This is a genomic window from Rhizobium sp. YTUHZ045 (assembly GCF_051124255.1).
Classification (GTDB): Bacteria; Pseudomonadota; Alphaproteobacteria; order Rhizobiales; family Rhizobiaceae; genus Rhizobium.
Genome location: NZ_CP101436.1, coordinates 218,418 through 236,127 on the forward strand (window position 1 = coordinate 218,418; position 17,710 = coordinate 236,127).

Consider the following 17,710-nt stretch of genomic DNA (forward strand, 5'->3'; position numbering starts at 1 on the left):
GAAAAGGAAAACCTGCCCATGATCCAGCGTTATCAGAAAGGTTCGCGAATGAGCCAAGCCGTCAGCTATGGCGGTCTCGTCTATATTGCCGGCCAGGTCGCGGAAAATCGCAAGGCTGGGATCGAAGAGCAGACTCGCGATGTGCTCGGCAAGATAGACGCTCTTTTGAAGGAAGCCGGTACGGACCGCTCGCGTCTGATCGCCGTCAATGTTTTCCTGCCGGCAATCGTCGATTTCGAGGCGATGAACGGCGTCTATGACGGCTGGATCGACATCGAAAACCCGCCGGCGCGCGCCTGCACCGAAGCACGCCTCGCCGATCCCGATTTGCGCGTCGAAATGACCGCGATCGCCGCGCTCTGAGGGCGATGTAACCGCCCGGACTGGAGACATGATGCACAGCGGCATTGTCAATCCGATCGACTTCTCGCGCGAGGGCCGGCAGGCCGGCCACCTCGCCATTCCTTATTCGGTAGACCGTTCGCCCTATTATCAGATCCGCATCCCGGTCCTCCATCTCAGGAATGGCGAGGGCCCGTCTCTGTTGCTGATGGCGGGCAATCACGGTGACGAATACGAGGGTGAACTGCAACTCGGCCGGCTGATGCGGCTGTTGGACGTTACGGAAATAAGCGGCGCCGTCACCATCCTGCCGATGGCGAACCTGCCGGCGGTGATGGCGGCCAAGCGCTGTTCGCCCTTCGACGGCGGCAACCTCAACCGCGCCTTTCCCGGCGATCCTCAGGGATCGCCGACAGCGCGGATGGCGCATTTCCTCGAACGTGAACTCTTTCCGCGCCACGACGTCGTGCTCGACCTGCATTCGGGCGGCACGTCGATGGCGCACCTGCCGTGCGCGCTGATCGAGCGGCAGGCCGATGCCGCCCGCTTCGAGCGGTCCGTGTCGCTGATGCGGGCGCTCGGCGCATCCTATGCCTTCATCGCCGATAACGGGCGGGCGGCACCGACATCGATGGGTGCTGCCGCACGGGCGGGGACAATCGGGCTTTCCGGCGAATTTGGCGGGGGCGGAACCGTGACGCCCGAGACGATGACCTTCACGGCGGCGGCAATCGATCGGCTGCTTTTGACACTCGGCATCGTTGAGCGCCCGGTCCTGTCGCGAGGACCGCTCCTTCAGCCTGGGCCGCTGCAACTGCTTTCGCTATCCCGGCACAGCCAAGGCATCTATGCGAGCCGCAGAGGCTGGTTCGAGCCGGCTGTCGCGCTCGGCGCCACCGTTGCCGCCGGCGATCTGGCGGGATGGTATCATGATCTGGAGCGCCTGGACCAGCCAGAGGAAGAGCTGCGCTTTGTCGAAAGCGGCATTGTCATCTCGCACAGGCTGCACTGCGACAGCCAGGCCGGGGACTGCCTGATCCAGGTCGCCGAATTCACCGCATCCTGAGCCAATCCCCGCGCGCTCGCGCTTAACTGATTGCGTCCACCGCGGCCTTGACCCAATCGAGACGCTTTGCCGGAACGAGGCCGTAGTTGTAGAAATTCACCCCATCGGCGCCGGCATCGAGGGCGGCCTTGGCGCGTGCGGCGAGCACCATAGGTCCGCCGACCTCGGGATAGAAGACGCGCAGCCCGACTCCGAGGAACTTTCCCGGCCCCATTGCCGCCCGGCCGGCTCGGATGACATCACCGACGGCCTCCGGCGTCATGTCGTAACAGCAAAGAATCGCCCCGTCGCAGAGCTTGCCGACGGCTGCGAGATCGACGCCGCCGAGCCAGCCGTCCTTCAGGTCAATGAGCACGATACGAGTCGCCGGATCGGCCGCACCCTTGATCTCGCCTATCAGGCTGGTCACCGGCTCGCTGCGCCACGCAAGATAGGCATGGAGATCGGGATGATCCCAGAAGGCATCGATGCCAGCCGCCGGGAAATCCGGGAACTGCCGCTCCGGCACAGCTCGTTCGCAGAGTTCGGCAATGAAGCGCGCCACAGTTCTGCGCGCGCCTCCGACTGGCACGCCGGCCTTTGCGGCGCGCGCGATGCAATGATCGCAGAAGCAGAGCGACAGCAGGAAATCATCTTCGGCATTCAGGCCGACGCCGTCTTTCTCGTGGTGGTATTCATGCGCGAAGCCCATGAAGTTCGGGCTTTCGAGCTCGACCATGTCGGGCCGGTAATTCACCGTGATGTCGCGGACAAGGGTGACGGCATAGTCGCGCGCGGCCGGGCTGGAGGGGCAAAGATTGTAATAGTTGGGATTGCCGAAGGCGTTGCGCGTCACGTGGTCGGGATGCAGCATGCCGAGGCGGCTATTGTGGAGGCAGACCGTCCAGCAGGAGACCTTGAGACCCGTGGTCTCCCGCTCCCTGACGAGCGCTTCGAGCATGTCGCCGCGCTCGGTCACATTCTGGGCCATCAGCGGCCGGATCAGCTTGTCCTGCCACAGGCTTTCATCCGGCCGGAAATAGACCGTCCCGTCTTCGGGGAAGTAGGCCTTCTGCTGCGGGCTGCGCGGCTGGAGGAAGCGGCCGGCATGATAGGAGGTCGCCAGGCTGATTGCCGTGAGACCGGCACGTTGGCGAAGCTCGGTGGCGAGCGGCCGGAGCCCCTGGTCCTGAACGTCCCAGGGGTATGTCCACATGGAAAGATGCATCGCCTGCTCCCGTCAACGCTGTCCGCTTTATAGAACATGTGTCCATAATAGTGTCCAGAGTTCGTCTGCAGAAATCCCCCCAGGCGAGCCAAGCTTATCCAGTCAAGGCGGGCGACGGCATGCAGCCCCCTTGCAAGACGGCGTCTATGTCATCTCAGATGTCGACAACAAGGCCCTTGGCCTTCAGCACCGCTTCCAGTTTGCTGACCTCGATGACCGATTTGCCCGCCTTGTAGTCGGCGATATAACCGGCTTCGGCATCTTCGCGAGCTTGCGACAGCCGGGCGGCTTCCTGGGCATCCTGCCTGCGCACGACCACCAGCCCATCGGCATCGCCGACGATGATGTCGCCGGGATTGATGATTTCGCCGCCGACGATGATCGGATCGTTCACCGCCGCGATGGTTTCCTTGACCGTCCCCTTGATGCAGACGCTGAGCGAGAAGACCGGGAAACCGAGTTCCCGCAATTGCAGCGTGTCACGCACGCCCGTGTCGGTGACGAGACCGCCGATGCCCTTTGCAAGGCAGGCATTGGCAAGGACATCGCCGAAGGAACCGGCCTCTTCGTATTCACCGGCCGAGACGACGATGATGTCGCCCGGCTTTGCATAGTTTATGGCGAGCTGCAGCATAATGTTGTCGCGCGGCGCGCACTTCACCGTGAATGCCGGGCCGCACAATTTCATGCGGTAGTCGACGGGCTTGAGGCGGGAGGAGAGTGCGCCGCGGCGCCCCTGGGCTTCGTGGATGGTCGCCGGCGAAAATTTGGAAACGGCCTCGATGTCGGCTTTGCTGGGCCGTTCAGCGATATCTTTTATATGAATCATGGATGCCTCACATCGTTTGTAGACGGCGGGCAAATCCCGCCGTCTTATCTCGGTTGCATTGTCTTCGGGAGGTCCGAGACCGATCGGTCTACGGGATCGGGTCGAATTTCAGTTCGCTAAGCGGCACGACTTTGTCGGTGCGGGTCATCTTGTATTCGGTGCTCGGGCCGAGCCACTTGTCCCAGATCTTGTTGATCTCGCCGGATTCGTCGAGCTTGTGCAGAATCTCGTTGATCTTGGCGGTGAGCGCCGGCTGATCCTTGGCCATGCCGATGCCGATCGGCTGGTAGAGCATCGGCTCCTCGATCATCCGCATTTCCTTGCCCTTGCTCTTCGATTCATTGACGAACTTGGTCGTCGTCATGGTGTTTGCCACCATGCCGCGCGCCTTGCCCTGCTGAACGGCGAGATAGGCGGAAGCCGTGTCCTGGAAGGTCAGCGGTTCCGATTTGTTGAGTTTGATCGACATTTCCGACGTCGAGCCCTTGGTCGAAGCGATGCGCTGGCCTGCATAATCGGCCTTCGTCTTGCCTGCATCGTCGGCCGGCACGATCAGCATTTCCTTGGCGAGATAATAGGGGTCGCTGAACTGGATCTGCTCGGCGCGGCTCAGCGTATAGGCAAGATTGGCTACGGTGATGTCGACGCGGCCAAGCTTGACCTCGGGCACGCGGGCTTCGACCGAAACAGGCTTGATTTCAGCTTTGACGCCGAGTTCCTTGGCGATGGCGCCGCAGAGATCGACGTCGAAACCGGCCATTTCGCGGGTCTTCGGATCGGGCGAAGCGAAGGGGGGAACGTCGGCGAAAGTCGCGCAGCGTAGCGTTTTTGCCGACATGATGCTGTCGAGCTGATCGGCCTTTGCAGGCATGGCGGCGGCCAGGCCGGCGAATGCGACGGTAAGGCTGAGGTATTTCCAGTTCATTGCTGTTCTCCTTTGTTTTTGGTGGTTGGTATCAATGCCTGAGATCAGCTAGGAAACGCTGAGCCCGGGGATGGGTCGGATTGCTGAAGAAGTCCTCAGGCGTCGCCATTTCGATGATCTGGCCGGCATCGATGAACCAGATCCGGTCGGCGACCTCGCGCGCGAAACCCATTTCGTGGGTGACGCAGAGCATGGTCATGCCTTCCGACGCCAGGCTCTTCATGACGGCGAGCACTTCGCCGACCATTTCGGGGTCGAGCGCGCTGGTCGGTTCGTCGAACAGCATCACCGGCGGCTCCATCGCGAGGGCACGAGCGATCGCCACACGCTGCTGCTGGCCGCCCGAGAGCTGGCCGGGATAGGCTCGGGCCTTGTCGGCGAGGCCGACGCGGTCGAGAAGTTTGAGCGCCTTCTCGTGCGCGACTTCGGGCGCTACGCCCTTCACCCGGATCGGCGACATCGAGACGTTTTCTGCCACGGAAAGATGCGGAAAGAGGTTGAAGTTCTGAAATACGAAGCCGATCCGGCTGCGCATCGCGTTGAGCTCCTTTGCCCGCATCGGCGCGTGGATGTTTTGTCCGTCGAGCGTGATCGACCCGCTGTTGATCTCCTCCAGGCGATTGATCGTGCGGATCAGCGTCGATTTTCCGGAGCCCGATGGACCGCAGATCACGACCACCTCGCCGCGCGCGACCTCAGCATCGATGTCCTTCAGGACCGGATAGTCGCCGTAGCTCTTGCAGACCTGCGAAAGCCGGATCGTCTGCGCTTGCTGCGCGGAAACTGACATGGTCATAACTGCTCCGATACGATTTTCGCTGGCGTGACCAAGGAGGCCGTGGGAACATTGAGGAGTCCCGCACGCCGCCGCGTGATGCGCCGCTCGAGGCGATTTGCGAAGTAGGTGAGCGTCCAGCAGATGATGAAGTAGACGATCGCCAGGATAAGGAAGACCTGGAAGGGCTGCGTCAGGAGCTGGTTGTTGACCTGGCTCGCCGCAAAGGTGAGATCCGGCACATTGATCACATAGCCGAGCGTCGTATCCTTGATCGTCGAGACGAAGGTGGAGAGGATGCTCGGGATCATGTTGTAGAGCGCCTGCGGCAGGATGATGTAACGCATCGCGCCCATATAGCCGTGGCCAAGCGCACGCGCGGCATCCATCTGGCCGGGTCCGAGCGCGACAATGCCGGCGCGGACGACTTCGCTGAGAAACGCGCTCTGATAGACAACCAGCGTCGTCAGCATGGTGACGAAGCTTGGCACATCGGCGCCGGTCAATAGCGGCACCAGGAAATAGCTCCACAGGATGAGCATCAGGAGCGGTACGCCACGGGTGAAATAGACGAGCGCGGTGACCGGCCAACGCAGCAGCGGCGACCTGGAGAGCCGCGCCATTGCGAACAGGATGCTCACCGGAAAAGCGAGTGCGATGCTGAGCGCCGAAAGGATCAGCGTATTGGCAAGCCCGCCGAGCGGTCCGTTCGGATATTGGCCGATCAGGAGCAGCAGCCAATAGTCTTTGATGATGGCGATCATGTCCTGGATCATGCGCGGGCACTCCGGGCAGGATCGGCGCGCATCGACAGGTAGGCGCCGATGCTCATGATCACGAGGGAAAAGAAGAGGTAGAGAGCGGTGCCGATCAGGTAGATCTCGAAGGTGCGGAAACTGAGGTTCTCGATTTCCTTGACGGCATGCGTCAGCTCTGACGCGCCGATGACGACGGCGAGGCTGCTGTTCTTGAACAGGGAGACGCTGTGATTGATGAGCGGCGGCAGAGCGTTGCGCACGCCCTGCGGCATGATGACGAAACGCATCGCCGAGACGTAGCCGTGGCCCAGTGCACGGGCTGCCTGCATCTGGCCGTCACTGACCGAACGCACGCCCGAACGAAGATCTTCGCTGAAATAGGCCGCCTGGCAGAGCCCCAGCCCGATCACCGCGAAGATGGACTCCGCATTGTGGCTTGCCAGCCAATTCGCGATACCGCTCGGCATCAGCGTGAAGATCCCGAAATACCAGAGCATGAGCTGCACCAGCGTCGGGACGTTGCGGTGATAGGAAACGTAAGCGGCGACCAACGGATCGCCGAAGCGAAAGGGCGACAGGCGCAGACCCAGCAGCAGAAGTGCCAGCGTCATCGCCAGCAACCAGGAACCGGCATAGATGATGAAGGTCATCTCGATGCCATGCAGCAGCATGGCGGCATATTCCGGATTTCCGAGGATCGCCGAAAGGTCGAAGCCGCTCACGGTTTTGGTTCCCCGGATTGATCCGTCTTCGCCACAGACTGCGGCTTGGCCGTCTGCAGGCCGCCCATGACCTGCAGCGTCGGGGTGATCTCCATATGTCCGATGTTGACCGCGACCGGGGCTGCGATGGCGAAGGCGATCGCATCGGCGATATCGGCCGCCTGCGGCAATTCGAAACCCTCGATGAACCGCTCCCGGACGCTGGGGTCATTGCCATGGACGTGATTGAAGATATCGGTGGCGACCCGGCCGGGGCAGATTTCCGTGACCCGCACCCGTTTGCCGAAAGCGTCGATGCGCAGCTGGTTGGACAGCATGCTCACGCCTGCCTTGGTGGCGTGATAGGATGAGTTGCCGCCGAAATTGTAGGCGCCGGCGATCGACGAGATGTTGATGACGTGGCCGCGGTCGCGCGCCACCATGCCCGGCACCACCAGGCGGCAGAGGTGCAGAACGGCCCGGAGATTGACGTCGACGATGAGATCGATATCGCCCTCGTCGGCTTCCAGGAATTTCTTCGGCCGGTCGACGCCGGCATTGTTGACGAGAATGTCGAATTCCAACTGAGCCGTGAGCTCGGCCATTGCCTTTCGGTCTGTCACATCGATGACATGAGGGATGCAGCCCGTCCGCGCGGCCAGCTGCTGCAGCGGCTCAGTGCTGCGGGCAACCGCGTGGACCTCGATGTTCTCCCGGCAGAGCCGCTCGACAACGGCTGCGCCGATTCCGGAGGAGGCGCCGGTTACCAGTGCGGTCTTGTAGTCGGAGAATGGCATTGTCGTTCCCTTGTTGTTGATTGAGAGAGTAGCGAAGCTTCAACCCCTTGCCTAAGACCGATTATCTCTGGAGCAATAAGCAACGGTTATGGAGCTTTGCGCGGCTGCCGAAGAACAGAAAGATGCGATGTCGGCGCTATTTGCCGTATCCATACCTCAGCAAGGCCCGGCCGGTTGACGATCGCGTCGCGTTGCAAAAGCTATACGCGTCTGCAAACATGCCATCCCAGCAGATCAGAACGGTTCCCCGATCCCCATGGACATCAGACGCCTCAAATCCTTCATCGTGATCGTCGACAGCGGCAGCATCACGCGCGCGGCGGATCTTTTGCATATCGCCCAGCCGGCGCTCAGTCAGCAGCTGGCGGGACTGGAGGAGCATTTCGGCCAGAAGCTTTTGATCCGCAGCCAGCAGGGCGTCAGCATGACCGATGCGGGCCATGCGGTGTATCGCCACGCACAGATTATCCTCCGGCAGATGGAGCAGGCGCAAGCGGATGCTTCTGCGGCCGGCAATTCCCTTGCAGGGCGTGTCTCCGTTGGTCTGGTCCCTTTCAGCAGCGCTGCCACGTTGTCGGTCGATCTGCTGGCAGAGACCCGGAAGCGGCATCCCGGCATCCTGTTGCATCTGACCGAAAGTGTGGGCCAGACCTATAGCCAGATGATCATGAACGGCCGGCTGGAGATAGCCCTTCTGCATGGAACCGGACCAATCAAAGGCGTGCGGTTCGAACCGATCCTCAGCGAGGAATTTTTCCTGGTCGCGCATCGCGATTTTGCGATCGACGCGGATGCAAAACCCGTCTCCGTCAACACTCTCGACGGGATACCGATGCTGCTGCCGCCGGCCTATAATTTTGTCCGCCGCGCAGTCGATACGGCCTTCACGCGCACCCGCACCAATTTGAAAGTCGTGGCGGAAGTCGAGATCGTCCGCACCCTGGGGCGCGCGGTCGGCCGCGGTCTCGGCGCAACGATCATGCCGAAAGCCATTGCCGATCGTATCGTATCGGAATCGAGCGAGCCGCTGATCTGCCGGCTCGTCTCTCCGCGGATCGAGGAAACCCTGTCGCTTTGCGTTTCCGACCAGAATCCCCTGTCGGAGCCGGCCCTTGCCGTCCGAGATATTCTCCTCGAGCTCACAGCGCGGCTGAAAGCCTGAGGCAGGCTGCCGGTTAGCGCATATCCTTACAGAACTCGGCGATGCGGGCGCAACCGTCGGCGAGTTTCTCCATGCTGGTCGCGTAGGAAATGCGGAAGAACGGGCTCATGCCGTAAGCCGCGCCTTGCACGGTCGCAACATGGTGTTCTTCGACCAGCGCCATGACGAAATCGACATCCGTCTCGATCTTTCTTCCACCTCTGCTGGTCTTACCGATCAGCCCTGAAATGTTGGGATAGATGTAGAAGGCACCTTCGGGCCTGTGGCAGCGCAGCCCCTCCACCTCCGACAGTTTGTCCAGAACAAAGTCGCGTCTCTTCTTGTAGATCGCCGCCCGCTCCTTCAGGAGATCCTGAGGTCCGTCGAGCGCTGCGGTCGCGGCCGCCTGGGTCAGCGTCGCGATGCCGCCGCCGTTCTGTCCGTTGACGTTGCTGATAGCTGCCATCAACTCTTTCGGCCCGGCGCAGAAGCCGAGCCGCCAGCCCGTCATCGCGTAAGCCTTGGAGACGCCGTTCATCGTCAGCACGCGATCGTAAAGCCTCGGCTCGACTTCCGCCATTGTGCAGAACTGGAAGTCGTCATAGACTAGGTGCTCGTAAATGTCGTCGGTCATGATCCAGACGTGGGGATGACGCAGCATGACCTCGGCGATGGCGGCCATCTCGGCCCGGGAACAAGCCGCACCGGTGGGATTGTTCGGGAAATTCAGGAAGAGCCATTTGGTGCGTGGCGTAATCGCCGCCTCCAGATCCTCCGGGCGCAGCTTGAAGCCGGTCTGCTCATGGCATGGAACGGCGACCGGGACGCCGCCGGCGAATTTGACGATGTCGGCATAGCTCACCCAGGAGGGTGTCGGAATGACGACCTCGTCGCCCGGATTGCAGGTTGCTAGCATCGCATTGAAGATCACCTGCTTGCCGCCGCCCGAGACGACGATCTGACTGGCGTCGTAGTCGAGATTGTTGTCGCGCTTGAACTTTCTAATGATCGCGGCCTTGAGCGCCGGCGTGCCGTCCATCGGCGGATATTTCGTATCCCCCGCCAGCGCTGCGGCATGCGCCGCTTCGATTGCGTGCGCCGGAGTGGGGAAATCTGGTTCGCCGGAGGAGAGGCTGACGACTTGGATGCCTTTGGCGGCGAGCTCTCTCGCGCGCTGAGTCATGGCGGCGGATGCTGAAATAGAGACGTTTTTCAGGCGGTCGGCTTTGATGGACATCGGAATGGTCCTTCGATGAGGGATTGGCCTTATGGATCGCCGGCAGGCGATCGGGATTATGTCATTCGGCGAGTTCGGCGGCGGGAGCGAGCGTGGCGCCGGTGGCTTCGATCTCGCCGCGCACGATGCCGGCAAGTTCGAGGGCGCCGGGCGTATCGCTGTGAACGAGAATGGAGCGCGCCGGCATGGCGATCACGGCTCCGTCGATCGTTCGGACAGTTCCGTCGAGCAGGAATTGCCGCACGCGCGCGCGCACTGCGGCTTCGTCCTTGATGACGGCGCCCGGCAGCGCGCGCGGGACGAGTTTGCCGTCGGCATCATAGGCACGGTCCGCGAGGAAAAGTGCCAGTGTCTTCAGGCGCGCACGTCTGGCCGCCAATTCGATCTCGCTGCCCGAAGTGACGAAGACCACGAGACTGGGATCGACGGTGGCGATCGCATCCATCATCAGGTCGGCGATAACAGGATCGCGGTTCACCATATTGCCCATCGCCGCATGGAAGCTGAGATGGGACACAGTGACCTGTTCGCTTCTGGCGATCGCCATCAGGGCGCCGAGCTGGTAGAGCATCTGCTGGCGGAGTTCGTCCGCCGAAAACGGTATTTCGCGCCGGCCGAAGCCGAACCGGTCGGGCAGACCGGGATGGGCGCCGATGCCGACGCCGTTCTGTTTGGCGAGCCGGACCATGCGCCCCATTGTGTCGGGATCGCCGCCGTGGAAGCCGCAGGCGATGTTGGCCGAGGAGACGATTTTCATCATCGCTTCGTCGTCGCACAGCCGGTAGGGGCCAAATCCTTCGCCCATGTCGGAATTCAGATCGATCTTCATGAGTTCCTCCTTTTGACGGTGTCTTCTAGGCCATCACCTGCAAAGCGCGCTTGACCATCCGGGACGTCTGTTTGACGTCATCGACATAGCGGGTGACGGCCTGTTCGACAGCGCGCGCTTCGGCGTGTGTCGAGCGAACAAAGCACAGGCGGGCACCAATGCGGGCCTGTCCCAGCCGCCAGAGATCGCATTCGATCACGCCGGCGATTTTCGGATATCCGCCGGCGGTGTTCGCATCGCTCATCTGCACGATCGGTTCGCCGCCGGGCGGCACCTGAATCACACCGGGAACGACACCGTGGGAGCGCATCTCGATCGATGCCACCGGCTTGATGGGTTCGCCTGACAAGCGGTAGCCGGTCCGGTCGCTTCGGGAGGAAATCCTCCATGTCTGGCTCCAGAAGGCTTCGCCGTCTTTGGTGAAAAGCTCATGCTCGCCTGCCGGCAGGGCGCGGATCGGCAATACGCCATCGACTAGGGCCGGAAAGACATCGCTGAGCGCTGTCGCCGGTTCGACGACGGCGAGCCCCGTGGCCGGCAGCATGGCAATCTCCGGGTCCTCGCCGACCACGATCCGATCGCCTTTCGCCAGTGGCCGGCCTGCATTGCCTCCAAAGCCGCCGCGGAGCGACGTGCTGCGCGAGCCCATGATAATAGGAACATCCAGCCCGCCGCCGAGTGCAACGTAAGAGCGTGCCAGACGCGGCGGCTGCCTCAACTCGAGAACCTGTCCGGGTTCGGCGATCTGGGCGCACCAGGCAAGCCGTTCCGATCCCTCGAGCTGAGGTTTGCCGTCGGCGCCGGTTACGGCAAAGACGGTGCGCCTCTGGAAACGCAGGCTGAACGGGAAGGTCTGCACCTCGATCACAGCCGCATTCTCGTCGTTGCCGACGAGAATATTGCCGATTCGGACCGCAAGCGGATCCATCGCGCCGCTCGCCGATACGCCGATATCGCGATAGCCGAAACGGCCGAGATCCTGCACCGTGTTGAAAGGGCCGCTTTCCAAGATCTCGATCATAGCTCGATCCTCGCCGGCAGGAACCGCACCGTATCTCCCGGCGCCATCATGGCCGGAGACGGCGAGGCAGGATCGAACATCTCAAGTGTCGCGAAGCCTATGGAATTCCAGCCGTTGGGGCCTGTCAGCATTGCGACGCCGGTCTGCATGCCGCCGATGGTCACGCAGCCCTTCGCCATCTTCAGCGAGGGCACGGTCTTCCGTGGCATGTAGATGCGTGGGTCGAGGCCATGCAGATAGCCGAAGCCGGGAGCGCTTCCCAAAGCGAAAACGCGGTAGGTCGCTTGATGATGGATGCGCACCACCTCGCGATCGGTCAGGCCCGAGAGATCGCAAAGGGCCGGAAGATCCGTCGCATATTCGCCGCCGTAATGGACGGGGATCTCGATGGTCTTGCCATCGAGATCGATGCTCTCAGCATTCGCCCAGGCCTCCAGCAGCCGCGCGACCACCGCATCGGGGTCCTCGGGCGTCTCCTTGAAAATCACCAGCAGGTTGGTCATCCCCGGAATGTCTTCCGCAAGGTCGGTCCAGCCTTTCACGGTCCGGGAGAGAGCCCAGATCCGCCGCTGCGCGGCAAGGTCGAATTCACCGGGCGCCTCGAGCAGAAAGGCCCTGGCGCCGATCGAGGAAACCCGTGCCCGGCTCTTGGTGGCCGGAACGATCTCGCGTTGCGATGCGTGCCTGGTCGTCGTGACGATCATGATGAGAACCTGATTTCGAACAGAGGGTCGCCGTAACCAACCAGCGCGCCCGGTGCGGCGAGCAGTCTGGTCAGAACACCAGAACGGCCGGCGCGAAGGGGAAGCAGCACGTCCCCTACCCTGATGAAGCCGAGGATATCGGCGACGGACAGGGATCGCGGCAGATCTTGCGGCAAGGCGGCGGCGGGATGGTCGACGCAGAAGCGGCCTGCCATCGGCGCCTTGACGACCGCCTGCGCGGAGCCCGGCGCGCGCGGCGTCGCTTCCGTCGCGCTGATCCGCGCCTCCCCCTCCCCTGAAATGACGATGCGAAGCTGTGCGCCCGGACGGGAGATTTCCAGCCCGCCCACTCCGGCGGCCGTCAGCGCTTCGGTAAGCAGCGCGATGGTCGCCGGATCGCTGAAATCGATCGCGCTCATGCCGCCGCCCTCCGCAGCTTCAGCCATTGTTCGAGATAGTGAATGTCAGTCTCGCCACGCGCGAAAGCATGGTCTTCGAACAAAGCGCGCAGGAAGGGAATATTGGTGGCGATCCCCTCGATCTCGGTGCCGGCAAGCGCGTCGCACATTCTTGCCATGGCTTGCGCCCGCGTCGGCGCATGCACGATCAGTTTCGCGATCAGCGAGTCGTAATAGGGCGAGACCTTGTAGCCGGCGTGGATATGCGTATCGACGCGGATACCTGAACCCTCAGGCAAGGCCAGATGGGTGATGACACCTGCCGACGGCAGGAAGGTGTCGGGATCTTCGGCGTTAATACGGCATTCGAAAGAATGGCCTTCGCAGATCACCTCACTTTGGATGAGATTCAGAACCTCACCCTGGGCCGCCTTTATCTGCGCCTGGACGATATCGACCCGGCTCGTCAGCTCGGTGACGGGATGCTCGACCTGAAGCCGCGTGTTCATTTCGATGAAATAGAAGGCGCCGTCCTCATAGAGGAATTCGAAGGTTCCGACGCCCCGGTAGCCGATCTGCCGGCAGGCCTCGACGCAGGCCATGCCGACCGGCTGGATGATATCCGACGCGATACCGGGCGCCGGCGCCTCCTCCACCACCTTCTGATGGCGGCGCTGCATTGAGCAATCTCGATGCCCCAGCCACACGGCATTCCCGTGGTCGTCGCAAAGAACCTGTATCTCGATATGGCGCGGCTGCTGGAGGAACTTCTCCATATAGAGCGAGGGTGAGCCGAAAGCCTTTCGGGCTTCTTCCCGCGTCAGCGCGATCGCTTCCTGCAACTGGCCGGCCTCCGGCACCACACGCATGCCGCGGCCGCCGCCGCCGCCTGACGCCTTGATGATGACGGGATATCCGATCTCCAGCGCTATTCGCTCGACCGATGTGGGATCGTCGGGCAGCGCGGTATCCGGGCCGGGAACGCAGGGCACGCCGGCTGCCATCATCGCCCGCTTCGCCGCGATCTTGTCGCCCATGGTCGCGATCGACGAAGCGGTCGGCCCGATGAAGACCAGCCCGGCCTTTTCGACGGCGTCCGCGAATGCCGCATTTTCCGACAGAAACCCGTAACCGGGATGGATGGCGCCCGCACCGGTCAGGCGCGCCGCGAGGAGAATGGCATCCTGATTGAGGTAGCTTTTCGCCGCACTCGACGGGCCGATGCAGAGAAAGCTGTCAGCGGTGCTGCCGTAGGGTGCCTCCCTGTCAGCCTCCGAGCAGATGGCGACCGTCGTAACGCCGAGCTCGCGACAGGCACGCTGGATCCGTGCTGCGATCTCGCCGCGATTGGCGATGAGGACGGAATCGAAGCGGCGCCCTGAGGCAGCTGATTGTTCAGGTGTTTCCGACATCAGGCAATCTCCGCCAGCAGGTCGCCGGTCTCGACCTCGCCGCCGTCTATTTCGGTCAGGCGCATGATGCGCCCGGCCCGCGGTGCGGTGATCGTGTTGAAGACCTTCATCGCCTCGATGATGAAGAGTGTCTGCCCCTCCTCCACCGCGTCTCCGATCGCGACAAATGGCGGTTCCCCGGGCGCCGGGGCCTTGTGCAGAACGCCGAAAACAGGCGCCGTCACCGCATAGGACGGTTGCTCGACGCCCAAGGGCGCACCGGCGATTGGTCTCGGCTTTTGCTCGGGTTCGGCGACAGCCTCCTGCCCCGCCGCCGTTCGGAAAATCCGAACCGTCACGTCCTTTTCCGTCACGGTCAGCTCGGTAATATTAGATCGTCCGACAAAGTCGATCAGCGTCTTGATCTTCGAGAGGTCCATGTGCGTGCTCGGAACTTCAAAATCCCACCGCGCATAGCCGAAGTTTCAGATCGCCCGGTGTTGTGATTTCGTAGCACGACGGGCGGAGCGATGGGGTCAGACGAAGTTTTGATGGAGCGCAGTCTGTACCCTATGGGACATCCCGCCCGTTGGTTGTGAATTCCCCCAACGACAGGTGCGGGACCCTCGAAATCCTGGTCAGAACCCTGCTTCCTTCTGATGCCGCACGGCGAGGATCGTCAAAATGTCGCCATCCATACGATAACGAGCGACGTACCCGCTATCTCCGAAATCGATGAGCCATTCCCGGTATTGCTCGGGCATATCCTCGATGAGGCGTCCTATATGGGGATGCGCACCGAGGACGCTCACGCCTTTGAGAATAGTTTCGCCTGCCCGCTTGGCGACTGATGGCTTTTTCGGTCGCAAGAATTCCCGAAGCCGCTCAAGATCGCGGATTGCGGCCGGGGAGAAGATCACTTGTGGCATTCGGGTGCGGGCAACTCGTCGTCAGTTCCCCAAGTCGAAAGCCATTTTTCGACCTCGGCGCCGGTGACATGCAGTCCCGTCGCTTCAAATTCATTCCAGGCACCAAGCGTCTCCTGTCGCAGCGCCTCGCGCTTCTCCTCGCGCTCGACGTATTGCGCAATCGCTTCACGCATGATCCAGTGGGACGAACGGCGGCGAGCCTCGGCCAGTTGTTGGACGCGGCCCTTCAACTCATCATCGAGCTTGAGCGAGGTTGGCGATGCCATAAGGTGTCCTTAGCTACAGGTAATACCTGACGCTAACTTAGGCTTCCCTGCGGTATTTGTCTACGAATGAATTTACCCATCGCGCAGCACCTATTCTTACGGTCATGTGCTTCTGTGCGCGGTTGGTTCCGGCATCGTCAATCCTTCGCAGGGGCAATGCTCTCCCGCAGGATAAGCTCGCTGCGGATGACGGTGCGCATCGTTGCCGCATCCTGCCTCTGGCCGATGGCGCCGAGCAGGAGTTCCACGGCCGCGCGTCCCATTTCTTCCACGGGCTGTTTGATCGTCGAGAGCGGCGGCGAACAGAATTCGCAGACCGGGGAGCCGTCGAAGGAAACGACGGATACGTGCTCTGGAATAACAAGGCCTTTGCGCTGAATAGTGCTCATGAACGAGATTGCCATGTCATCGCTCGTTGCGATGACAGCCGTCGGCCTGACGGCGAGCTTCATGAAATCATCGGCTGCGCGAATGCCGATCTCGAAGCCATGCTGGTATTCGAGGTCGCCGCCAGATCTCGACACGGCTTCCTCGGAAAGTCCCTCTGTGCGTAGAGCCTCAATGACCCCGGCGTAGCGCTCGACGTCGTGGTCGTTTCCCTCGGGGCCGGCTATATAGAGGAAGCGCCGATGACCCGAACGGATCAATTCCATCGTCGCGTCACGGATTGCCTCCCGGTCGTTGGTGACGACGCTCGGCAAACCGGCATCACTCATGTCGAACAACATCGAGACGATCGGCAGGCCTGCCCCCGCAGGCGAACGTCCTTCGATCTCCGGAAGTTTCGACGAGAAGATAATGGCTCCCCGAACCGTGCCGCTGAAGGCAAGATCAAGTATGTGCCGTTCGGAAGCTTCCTCGCGATCGAGATTGGCGATCATCAAGTTATACCCCCTTTGGATCAGGGATTTATTGATGCTTTGCAGGACCTGCGGGATGATCTGCGAGGCGCCGTAATAAGGCGAACCCGGCAAAATGATCATGATGGTATTGGATTTTCCGACCCTGAGGCCGCGCGCCATCGCGTTCGGCGTGTAGCCGAGTTGCCTGGCGGCCGCATTGATCTTGGCGCGGGTCTTCTCGTTGACCCGTCCGGGATTGGCAAGCGCCCGGCTGACCGTCGATATCGCGACACCGGCGAGCCGCGCAACGTCGGCCATCAACGCGCCAGACGGCTCTTCTCCCGCCACATCCTTGTTTTTATTCACTTTTAATTCCGTCTCCCGGATGCTTCGATTTGCAATTCTAAGGCAGGTGACGGTTTATAGCAAACGTTTGCCAAAAATCGCTTGCTTAAAAAACCAGCTTGGCTATCATCTGAGCGTGGCAAACGATTGCCATTTCTTAATGCTTTGAAAACGCATGATTAATTGAATGCGGAGCCACTGTTTCGCATGCAGATGGGTCGTGCCTTGAGAATGGATAGCTTATGGCCACTGGCGATAGACTACGCTTCGGCGTCGATCTCGTGACGTTCTTCCATCCCGGCTTCTGGGGCGTCGGCAGCCATGATGCGATCGTCCACCATGCACGCGCCGCGCCGCGCGCCTTTTGGGACAAGATCCTCGACAGTGTCCAGGCCTCCGGCGTCACCGGCGTCGAGTTGACCTTCTCTCCCTTCAACTGGCAGGACGCGATCAAGACCTATGGTTCGATCGATGGCTTTGTTGCCGAACTGGCAAGGCGTGGCCTGACGCTTTGCAGCGGCTTCTTTGCCGAGCTCGAGGCAGCGGGAGACTTTACCGATCCTGAAGCCCAGCGCGCGCTGATCGACAAGGCGGAACGATATGCCGATTTCCTGAAAGCCTGCGGCAGCGACATCATGGTGATCGGCGCGCCCCTGCGCCAGACGCTCGGCGCCCAACCGGTGCAGCTCCATGATTTCGACCGCGCCAAGACGATCGCCGATTTCTTGAACCGACTCGGCGCGACCCTTTATGCCAAGGGCGTGCGGCTTGCGCTGCACACGGAGGCGCATTCGGTCTTTGCCGCGGCGCGAGACGTCGACCTGATGATGCTGCTGACCGATCCGGCCTATGTGCATATGTGCCCCGACACGGCCCATATCATCGTTGCCGGCTCCGACCCCGTCCAGCTCGTCGATCGCCATCACGAGCGGATGATCATCGCTCACTGGAAGGATGCGGTCGGTCCGATGCCTGCCGACACCCCAATCGACAAGCACATCCACGAACGCCACCAGCCCTATTTCTGCGGCTTCGGCCTCGGACGGGTCGACTGGCCGGCCTGGATCCGGCTGCTGCGCGACCGCGCCTATGAAGGCTGGGCGATCCTCGAACTCGATGCCGCGCCGGATCCCGTCCGCGACATCGTCAACGGGCTCACGCTCGTCCGGCAGGCACTCCTGCCGATCTATCGCTGATATTATTCCGA

The 17,710-nt window shown here is 61.7% G+C and carries 21 protein-coding genes; 4 read left to right on the forward strand and 17 right to left on the reverse strand.

Annotation, left to right across the window (positions count from 1 at the left end):
• Positions 1–18: 18 nt before the first annotated feature.
• Positions 19–363, forward strand: coding sequence for a RidA family protein (locus NMA58_RS32430; protein WP_088394588.1), 345 nt, complete (start codon positions 19–21; stop codon positions 361–363).
• Positions 364–394: 31 nt separating this feature from the next.
• Entirely contained in the window at positions 395–1,408 is a 1,014-nt protein-coding gene (locus NMA58_RS32435; RefSeq protein WP_430960632.1) for a succinylglutamate desuccinylase/aspartoacylase family protein, read from the forward strand.
• A gap of 22 nt (positions 1,409–1,430) precedes the next feature.
• Here NMA58_RS32435 and NMA58_RS32440 read toward each other — a convergent pair whose 3' ends face one another.
• From NMA58_RS32440 to NMA58_RS32470, 7 genes are all read right to left on the reverse strand, one after another.
• The gene (locus tag NMA58_RS32440) at positions 1,431–2,615 is read right to left on the reverse strand and encodes a hypothetical protein (protein ID WP_430960630.1); all 1,185 of its coding nucleotides are present in this window, start codon (positions 2,613–2,615) and stop codon (positions 1,431–1,433) included.
• Between the two features lie 154 nt (positions 2,616–2,769).
• Positions 2,770–3,444, reverse strand: coding sequence for a 4-carboxy-4-hydroxy-2-oxoadipate aldolase/oxaloacetate decarboxylase (locus NMA58_RS32445; RefSeq protein ID WP_434715103.1), 675 nt, complete (start codon positions 3,442–3,444; stop codon positions 2,770–2,772).
• A gap of 88 nt (positions 3,445–3,532) precedes the next feature.
• Positions 3,533–4,369, reverse strand: a complete 837-nt coding sequence (locus NMA58_RS32450) for an ABC transporter substrate-binding protein (protein ID WP_434715104.1) — start codon at positions 4,367–4,369, stop codon at positions 3,533–3,535.
• Between the two features lie 31 nt (positions 4,370–4,400).
• Positions 4,401–5,165 carry an amino acid ABC transporter ATP-binding protein gene (locus NMA58_RS32455; protein WP_430960933.1) on the reverse strand — a complete coding sequence of 255 codons (765 nt, stop codon included), beginning with the start codon at positions 5,163–5,165 and terminating at the stop codon, positions 4,401–4,403.
• Positions 5,162–5,920, reverse strand: a complete 759-nt coding sequence (locus tag NMA58_RS32460) for an amino acid ABC transporter permease (protein ID WP_430960932.1) — start codon at positions 5,918–5,920, stop codon at positions 5,162–5,164. Before NMA58_RS32460 ends, NMA58_RS32455 begins: the two co-directional genes overlap by 4 nt.
• Positions 5,917–6,624 carry an amino acid ABC transporter permease gene (locus NMA58_RS32465; protein WP_430960931.1) on the reverse strand — a complete coding sequence of 236 codons (708 nt, stop codon included), beginning with the start codon at positions 6,622–6,624 and terminating at the stop codon, positions 5,917–5,919. The genes NMA58_RS32460 and NMA58_RS32465 overlap by 4 nt, the downstream gene beginning before the upstream one ends.
• Positions 6,621–7,400: an SDR family oxidoreductase gene (locus tag NMA58_RS32470; protein ID WP_434715105.1), complete on the reverse strand. Its 780-nt coding sequence runs from the start codon at positions 7,398–7,400 to the stop codon at positions 6,621–6,623. Before NMA58_RS32470 ends, NMA58_RS32465 begins: the two co-directional genes overlap by 4 nt.
• A gap of 256 nt (positions 7,401–7,656) precedes the next feature.
• On the opposite strand from NMA58_RS32470, the gene nac reads away from it, so the two are divergent.
• Complete coding sequence (gene nac / locus NMA58_RS32475; RefSeq protein ID WP_430960929.1) at positions 7,657–8,562, forward strand: nitrogen assimilation transcriptional regulator NAC; 906 nt, start codon at positions 7,657–7,659, stop codon at positions 8,560–8,562.
• 13 nt (positions 8,563–8,575) lie between these two features.
• Here the strand turns inward: nac and NMA58_RS32480 are convergent, their stop codons facing one another.
• The 10 genes from NMA58_RS32480 to NMA58_RS32525 form a co-directional block, all read right to left on the reverse strand.
• Positions 8,576–9,778, reverse strand: coding sequence for a pyridoxal phosphate-dependent aminotransferase (locus NMA58_RS32480; RefSeq protein ID WP_434715106.1), 1,203 nt, complete (start codon positions 9,776–9,778; stop codon positions 8,576–8,578).
• Positions 9,779–9,839: 61 nt separating this feature from the next.
• On the reverse strand, positions 9,840–10,607 hold the full coding sequence (locus NMA58_RS32485) for a 5-oxoprolinase subunit PxpA (RefSeq protein ID WP_434715107.1): 768 nt from the start codon (positions 10,605–10,607) through the stop codon (positions 9,840–9,842).
• 25 nt (positions 10,608–10,632) lie between these two features.
• Positions 10,633–11,628: a biotin-dependent carboxyltransferase family protein gene (locus NMA58_RS32490; RefSeq protein WP_434715108.1), complete on the reverse strand. Its 996-nt coding sequence runs from the start codon at positions 11,626–11,628 to the stop codon at positions 10,633–10,635.
• Positions 11,625–12,332 carry a 5-oxoprolinase subunit PxpB gene (gene pxpB, locus NMA58_RS32495; protein WP_430960925.1) on the reverse strand — a complete coding sequence of 236 codons (708 nt, stop codon included), beginning with the start codon at positions 12,330–12,332 and terminating at the stop codon, positions 11,625–11,627. Before pxpB ends, NMA58_RS32490 begins: the two co-directional genes overlap by 4 nt.
• Positions 12,329–12,751 (reverse strand): acetyl-CoA carboxylase, encoded by a 423-nt coding sequence (locus NMA58_RS32500; protein WP_434715109.1) that lies wholly within the window; start codon positions 12,749–12,751, stop codon positions 12,329–12,331. Before NMA58_RS32500 ends, pxpB begins: the two co-directional genes overlap by 4 nt.
• Complete coding sequence (accC, locus tag NMA58_RS32505; RefSeq protein ID WP_434715110.1) at positions 12,748–14,142, reverse strand: acetyl-CoA carboxylase biotin carboxylase subunit; 1,395 nt, start codon at positions 14,140–14,142, stop codon at positions 12,748–12,750. Before accC ends, NMA58_RS32500 begins: the two co-directional genes overlap by 4 nt.
• Positions 14,142–14,561 (reverse strand): acetyl-CoA carboxylase biotin carboxyl carrier protein, encoded by a 420-nt coding sequence (locus tag NMA58_RS32510; RefSeq protein ID WP_430960922.1) that lies wholly within the window; start codon positions 14,559–14,561, stop codon positions 14,142–14,144. The genes accC and NMA58_RS32510 overlap by 1 nt, the downstream gene beginning before the upstream one ends.
• A gap of 198 nt (positions 14,562–14,759) precedes the next feature.
• Entirely contained in the window at positions 14,760–15,050 is a 291-nt protein-coding gene (locus tag NMA58_RS32515; protein WP_430960921.1) for a type II toxin-antitoxin system RelE/ParE family toxin, read from the reverse strand.
• A complete protein-coding gene (locus NMA58_RS32520) occupies positions 15,038–15,316 on the reverse strand; it encodes a CopG family ribbon-helix-helix protein (RefSeq protein ID WP_064695094.1) in 279 nt (92 codons plus the stop codon). Before NMA58_RS32520 ends, NMA58_RS32515 begins: the two co-directional genes overlap by 13 nt.
• Before the next feature lie 137 nt (positions 15,317–15,453).
• The gene (locus NMA58_RS32525) at positions 15,454–16,524 is read right to left on the reverse strand and encodes a LacI family DNA-binding transcriptional regulator (protein WP_434715111.1); all 1,071 of its coding nucleotides are present in this window, start codon (positions 16,522–16,524) and stop codon (positions 15,454–15,456) included.
• A 221-nt stretch (positions 16,525–16,745) separates the two neighbouring features.
• Here NMA58_RS32525 and NMA58_RS32530 point away from each other — a divergent pair, with 221 nt between their 5' ends.
• Entirely contained in the window at positions 16,746–17,699 is a 954-nt protein-coding gene (locus NMA58_RS32530; protein WP_434715112.1) for a sugar phosphate isomerase/epimerase family protein, read from the forward strand.
• The last annotated feature ends 11 nt before the right edge of the window (positions 17,700–17,710 follow it).

Excerpts from the sequence above, each read along its gene's own strand:
- NMA58_RS32435 (WP_430960632.1), top strand. The coding sequence starts at position 395 with ATGCACAGCGGCATTGTCAATCCGATCGACTTCTCGCGCGAGGGCCGG.
- NMA58_RS32470 (WP_434715105.1), bottom strand. The coding sequence starts at position 7,400 with ATGCCATTCTCCGACTACAAGACCGCACTGGTAACCGGCGCCTCCTCC.
- accC (WP_434715110.1), bottom strand. The coding sequence starts at position 14,142 with ATGTCGGAAACACCTGAACAATCAGCTGCCTCAGGGCGCCGCTTCGAT.
- NMA58_RS32440 (WP_430960630.1), bottom strand. The coding sequence starts at position 2,615 with ATGCATCTTTCCATGTGGACATACCCCTGGGACGTTCAGGACCAGGGG.
- NMA58_RS32510 (WP_430960922.1), bottom strand. The coding sequence starts at position 14,561 with ATGGACCTCTCGAAGATCAAGACGCTGATCGACTTTGTCGGACGATCT.
- NMA58_RS32455 (WP_430960933.1), bottom strand. The coding sequence starts at position 5,165 with ATGACCATGTCAGTTTCCGCGCAGCAAGCGCAGACGATCCGGCTTTCG.
- NMA58_RS32460 (WP_430960932.1), bottom strand. The coding sequence starts at position 5,920 with ATGATCCAGGACATGATCGCCATCATCAAAGACTATTGGCTGCTGCTC.
- NMA58_RS32445 (WP_434715103.1), bottom strand. The coding sequence starts at position 3,444 with ATGATTCATATAAAAGATATCGCTGAACGGCCCAGCAAAGCCGACATC.
- nac (WP_430960929.1), top strand. The coding sequence starts at position 7,657 with ATGGACATCAGACGCCTCAAATCCTTCATCGTGATCGTCGACAGCGGC.
- NMA58_RS32500 (WP_434715109.1), bottom strand. The coding sequence starts at position 12,751 with ATGAGCGCGATCGATTTCAGCGATCCGGCGACCATCGCGCTGCTTACC.
- pxpB (WP_430960925.1), bottom strand. The coding sequence starts at position 12,332 with ATGATCGTCACGACGACCAGGCACGCATCGCAACGCGAGATCGTTCCG.
- NMA58_RS32515 (WP_430960921.1), bottom strand. The coding sequence starts at position 15,050 with ATGCCACAAGTGATCTTCTCCCCGGCCGCAATCCGCGATCTTGAGCGG.
- NMA58_RS32520 (WP_064695094.1), bottom strand. The coding sequence starts at position 15,316 with ATGGCATCGCCAACCTCGCTCAAGCTCGATGATGAGTTGAAGGGCCGC.
- NMA58_RS32480 (WP_434715106.1), bottom strand. The coding sequence starts at position 9,778 with ATGTCCATCAAAGCCGACCGCCTGAAAAACGTCTCTATTTCAGCATCC.
- NMA58_RS32430 (WP_088394588.1), top strand. The coding sequence starts at position 19 with ATGATCCAGCGTTATCAGAAAGGTTCGCGAATGAGCCAAGCCGTCAGC.
- NMA58_RS32530 (WP_434715112.1), top strand. The coding sequence starts at position 16,746 with ATGGCCACTGGCGATAGACTACGCTTCGGCGTCGATCTCGTGACGTTC.
- NMA58_RS32485 (WP_434715107.1), bottom strand. The coding sequence starts at position 10,607 with ATGAAGATCGATCTGAATTCCGACATGGGCGAAGGATTTGGCCCCTAC.
- NMA58_RS32450 (WP_434715104.1), bottom strand. The coding sequence starts at position 4,369 with ATGAACTGGAAATACCTCAGCCTTACCGTCGCATTCGCCGGCCTGGCC.
- NMA58_RS32490 (WP_434715108.1), bottom strand. The coding sequence starts at position 11,628 with ATGATCGAGATCTTGGAAAGCGGCCCTTTCAACACGGTGCAGGATCTC.